At 72.4% G+C, this 4,941-nt stretch carries 4 protein-coding genes; 2 read left to right on the top strand and 2 right to left on the bottom strand.

Features of this window, described 5'->3' with window-relative positions:
- Positions 1 to 59: 59 nt before the first annotated feature.
- On the bottom strand, positions 60 to 1,343 hold the full coding sequence (locus ND748_RS25110) for a mechanosensitive ion channel family protein (RefSeq protein ID WP_251748485.1): 1,284 nt from the start codon (positions 1,341 to 1,343) through the stop codon (positions 60 to 62).
- 400 nt (positions 1,344 to 1,743) lie between these two features.
- On the opposite strand from ND748_RS25110, the gene ND748_RS25105 reads away from it, so the two are divergent.
- Positions 1,744 to 2,259 carry an HNH endonuclease gene (locus tag ND748_RS25105; protein ID WP_251748483.1) on the top strand — a complete coding sequence of 172 codons (516 nt, stop codon included), beginning with the start codon at positions 1,744 to 1,746 and terminating at the stop codon, positions 2,257 to 2,259.
- Positions 2,260 to 2,316: 57 nt separating this feature from the next.
- Positions 2,317 to 4,032, top strand: a complete 1,716-nt coding sequence (locus ND748_RS25100) for an SDR family oxidoreductase (RefSeq protein ID WP_251748482.1) — start codon at positions 2,317 to 2,319, stop codon at positions 4,030 to 4,032.
- A 165-nt stretch (positions 4,033 to 4,197) separates the two neighbouring features.
- Here the strand turns inward: ND748_RS25100 and ND748_RS25095 are convergent.
- Positions 4,198 to 4,941, bottom strand: a 744-nt coding sequence (locus tag ND748_RS25095) for an ATP-binding protein (protein WP_251748481.1), incomplete at its 5' end; no start/stop codon positions are given.

The following is a 4,941-nucleotide window of genomic DNA, read 5'->3' as shown; positions in this document are numbered from 1 at the left end:
CGGCGAGGTCGGCGGCGCGCGGCGAGGTCGGCGGCGCGCGGCGAGGACCCCGGGCGGGCTCACCCGGAGCGCGACGGGCTCGGCGGGTCCAGACGCGGTCGCGGCAGGTCCTCGGTGATCGAGCCGCCCGGCAGCCCCGTCCCCGAGCCGTCGTCCTCGGCCTCGTCGTCGTTGCCTTCCTCCTCGTCGTCGTCGACCACGGTCACCTCGCTGCGCTGGACGGTGCCCAGGGCGATGCCGGCGTCGCCGAGCGCCGTGCGCACCCGCTCCCGCAGCTCACGGGCCACCTCCCACTGCTTCAGCGGCTGGGTCTTGATCGCGAGGCGCAGGGAGTAGCCGTCGGCGGTCATGGTCTCCATGCCCCACACCTCCGGCTCGGCAAGGATGAGGCTGGTCCACCGGGGGTCCGCCCACATCTCGTCGGCGGTGCGGCCAAGCACCCGCTTGGCCTCGGCGACCTCGGTGTCGTAGTCGAGTGGAACGTCGAGCACGGTCCTCGCCCATTGCTGACTCTTGTTGCCGATCCGGGTGATCTCGCCATTGCGGACGTACCAGACGGTTCCTTCGACATCACGCAGCCTCGTCATCCGCAGGCTCACCGCCTCGACGGTGCCCGAGACGGCGCCGACGTCGATGACGTCACCCACGCCGTACTGGTCTTCGAGCAGCATGAACATCCCGGACAGGAAGTCGCGGACGAGGTTCTGCGCGCCGAAACCGACAGCGATTCCCAGCACCCCCGCACTGGCGACGATGGGCGCGAGATTGATGCCCAGCTCGCCGAGGATGCTCAGGAATGCCAGCCCGAAGACGAAGATGGAGGTCACGCTGCGCAGCAGCGAACCGACCGTCGCCGCGCGCTGCCGGCGCCTTTCCATCAGCACCGTCGGATCCCCGAACGCGCCGAGCAGCGTCCCGGCGCGGGAACCGCGGAAGACCCCACCGCCGCCGGAACCGGCTCGTTCCGTCGTTCGCCGGATGAACCTGTGCAGTAGCGCCCGCACCACGAGGGCGATCAGCAGGATGAGGATGATCCTGATCGGGGTGCCCAGGAACACCTCCGCACCGGAGGCGAGATAGTTACTGTGCGTAGCGTTGTAGACGGTGCGGCAGAGCAGGCCGGGGCTGGTCCCGCAGGCGTCGCGCAGGGCGTTCGCGACCCCCTCGAACGAGACCAGCGGATCGGTGGTCGCCGACGGACTCGGCGAGGGCGGCAGGGTGCCCGTCGCGGCCGCGGACAGCGGACCCGGTGACGGCGAGGGCGAGGCGGACAGCAGCATCCCCAGGCCGGGGATGAGCGATTGGGCCAGCAGGGACGGGGCGGGCGTCACGACGTCGGTCATCCTTCCTGTCGAATCCGTCGGTCACGGCGGTCGTGACATCCCCGAGGCGGCCGATCCGCGGCGCGGCACGCCCACGACCTCGGGGGCGACGATCGGAGATCAGTCTCGCCCATGGGGACGGCCCATCGGTGCCCGCCCCCGGACGGAGCCGGCGGGCGACCACGCGCGGCCATGATGACCCCGGTCACATCGGATCGACGGAGAGTGGCCAAAAGCTCACCGATTGATGGGCGGAGAGTGACAAAGGCCACCAGATATGTGCAGCGCCACGGCACAGAAGCCGATGACCATGCAAACAGGCTCGCGTTCTGCCGCCGAAGACGGTTGACTGTCCATTGTCACCGGAGACGCTTGGGCAGAACGGCCCGTAAAGGGCCCTCGGTGGGCAGGAGGTCGGCGCGTGGCAGAGGCGCTGGTTCTCAATGCCACGTACGAGCCTCTGTGCGTGGTGTCGCAAAGGCGCGCGCTCGTCCTGGTCCTCACCGACAAGGCCGTGATGGTCGAATCGGCGGGCCAGGTTCTTCGGTCCTCGACGGCGTCCGTCGACGTCCCGATCGTGGTCCGGTTAGCGCGTTTCGTCCGGGTGCCATACCGCTCGCAGGTCCCGCTGACCCGCAAGGGGGTGCTGGCCCGCGACCATCACCGGTGCGTGTACTGCAATGCGCCGGCAACATCGCTCGACCACGTCATTCCGCGCTCTCGCGGAGGCGCTCACGTGTGGGAGAACGTCGTGGCGGCCTGCGGTCGCTGCAACCATGTCAAAGCCGACCGCGCCGTGGCTGATCTTGGCTGGCGGCTTCGCACGGCTCCCCGAGCGCCGAGCGGAGCCGCTTGGCGCATTCTGGGTTCCCGGCGGATGGATCCGCGCTGGTCGGCCTACCTGAGCACGGACGTGACCGAGGCTGCCTCGGCCTGAACCGCCCGACCCGCCCGGTCCCGGGTACGCGTCGTCGGCGCTGGGCAGGTAGCCGGTGTGCGCATCCTTGTGACCGGAGCGACCGGCTACATCGGCGGCCGGCTGGCCCCCCGCCTGCTCGACCAGGGGCACGACGTGCGGGCGATGACCCGCGACCCGGCGCGGTTGCGCGGCGTCCCGTGGGCGGCCCGGGCGCAGGTGGTCCAAGCCGACGCGCGCGACCCGGCCTCCCTGCCGGCGGCGATGGCGGGCATCGACGTCGCGTACTACCTCATCCATTCCATCGACTCGGGCGGGGACTTCTCCGCGGTCGACCGCCAGGCGGCGAGCGCCTTCGCAACCGCCGCCCACGAGGCCGGAGTACGCCGCATCGTCTATCTCGGCGGGCTGAGCCCGGCGGGCGGCGAGGCGGGCCTGTCGGCGCACCTGAGCTCCCGCCAGGAGGTCGCGCGGATCCTGCTGGACTCCGGGACCCCCACCATCGTGCTGCGGGCGGCGATCATCATCGGCAGCGGCAGCGCATCGTTCGAGATGCTGCGCTACCTCACCGAACGGCTGCCGGTGATGCTGACCCCCCGCTGGGTACGCACCCGCATCCAGCCGATCGCGGTCCGGGACGTGCTGTATTACCTGATCGGCGCGCTCACGGTGCCCGCGCAGGTCAACCAGTCCTTCGACGTGGGCGGCCCGGACATCCTGACCTACGCGGAGATGATGCAGCGGTTCGCGACGGTGGAGGGGCTGCGCCGGCGGACCATCATCCCGGTGCCGGTGCTGTCCCCCGGGCTGTCCTCGCTGTGGGTCGGCGTGGTCACCCCGGTGCCCAAGACCATCGCGAAGCCGCTGGTCCGCTCGCTGCGCACCGAGGTCGTCGTCCGGGACGAGCACGCGGTCCGCCGGTGGATCCCGGATCCGCCGGACGGGCTGATGCCCTTCGACACCGCGGCCGCCTACGCCCTCGCCCGGGTTCGCGAACGCGGCGTCGAGACCCGCTGGTCGACGGCGGTCTGGCCGACCCGCTCATCCGCCCGCACCATGCGGCGGCCCGTCTCGCCGAAGCCGGCCGGGACCGCCATACCCGCCCGGACCGCCATACCCACCGGGACCGCCACACCCGCCGGGACCGCCATACCTGCCGGGACCCCCGTGCCCACTGGAACCGCCATGCCCGCCCGGACCGCCGTGCCGGCCGGGACACTGTCGCCGTCGATCCTGGGGTCCGTAGCCGGACGCGGCGGCGTGACCTGTGCTCCCCGGCCGCCCGGCGAGCCGACCTTCACGGACCCGCACTGGACGGGTGGGGCGCTCTACGTCGACGAACGCAGCATGCCGGTGGCCGCCCCACCGCATCGGCTCTGGCGGGTCATCGAGGGCATCGGCGGCGAGAACGGCTGGTACTCGTGGCCGCTGGCCTGGTCGGCCCGCGGCTGGTTGGACATCGTGCTGGGCGGCGTCGGCCTGCGCCGCGGCCGCCGGGACCCGCAGCGGGTTCACGTCGGGGAGGCGCTGGACTTCTGGCGCGTCGAGGAGGTCGAACCCGGCCGGCTGCTGCGGTTGCGCGCGGAGATGAAGATGCCCGGCGACGGCTGGCTGGAGCTGCGTGCCGCCGTGGGCGACGATGGCGGCACGGTCTACCGGCAGCGGGCGATCTTCCTACCCCGCGGGCTGCCCGGCCAGCTCTACTGGTGGGCGGTCAGTCCCTTCCACGCGGCCGTGTTCGGCGGCATGCTCCGCAACATCGTGCACACCGCCGAGGCCGCCCCGGTGGCCTAGACACGGCCCTCCCACCGGTGCTGCCGCCGGAACGTCGGGTGCGGTGCGTTGTGCACGGTCCGTGTGCTCAGACCGTGCAGAACGCACCGCAATCCGCCCCACACCGCAAACCACCCCACGCCCTGGTCCGCCCCCACCCTGGTCCGGGCCCGACTCCCAGGTTGGTCAGGTCCAGCCTCGGCCCTGGGCCGGCGGGTCGGGGGGATACGGCCCGCGGCCCGGGGGATCCATCATCGGCGGCGGTTCGGATCCGGCTGACAGCCGGCCCCCGACGCCGCGTCCCGGCACGTCGGGGATCTCGATGTCGAACCAGACCCGCTTGCCGCCCGGGGTCGTCTCGACGCCCCAGGCCAGCGACAGCGCCTCCACCAGCAGCAGGCCCCAGCCCGACTCGGGGTCGGGCTTGTTCGCCGCTGCCGCGCCCGGCCGCGGCAGGTGGCCGCCCTCGCGGTCCTCGACGCTGATCCGCAGCCGGCCTGGCTCCAACGACGCCCGCAGCACCAGGTCGCTGCGTGCGTGCAGGACCGCGTTCGTCACCACCTCGCTGACCAGAAGGGTCGCGTCCTCGACCGAGGTGATGCCGTAGTCGATCATGACGTCACGCATCGCCATCCGGGCCTGCCCGGCCGAGGCGGCCACCGCGGGTAGCGCCAGTTCGAGCAGCGGCGGGTTCACCGCCTGGGTGGTCAGCACCACCATGGCTGTGTCGTCGTCGGTGCGGGCCGGCAGGTCGGCGGCGATCAGGCAGCGTTCGAGCAGCGACCGGGCCGTCTCCTCGGCCGGGCCCTCGCCGGTACCGGCGACCGTGTCCGGGCCGAACCAGCTCCGCGCGGCGAAGCTGTCGCCGCGGGCTCGGCGGCGCCGGTCGGCGCCGGCGCGGCGTTCGCTCCCGGAGCGGCGGTCCGGGCC

Origin of the sequence: Frankia sp. AiPs1 (assembly GCF_023716945.1) — a bacterium.
GTDB lineage: Bacteria > Actinomycetota > Actinomycetes > Frankiales > Frankiaceae > Frankia.
The sequence above is the reverse complement of the archived record's forward strand: the minus strand, read 5'-3'. Positions and strand labels throughout refer to the sequence as shown.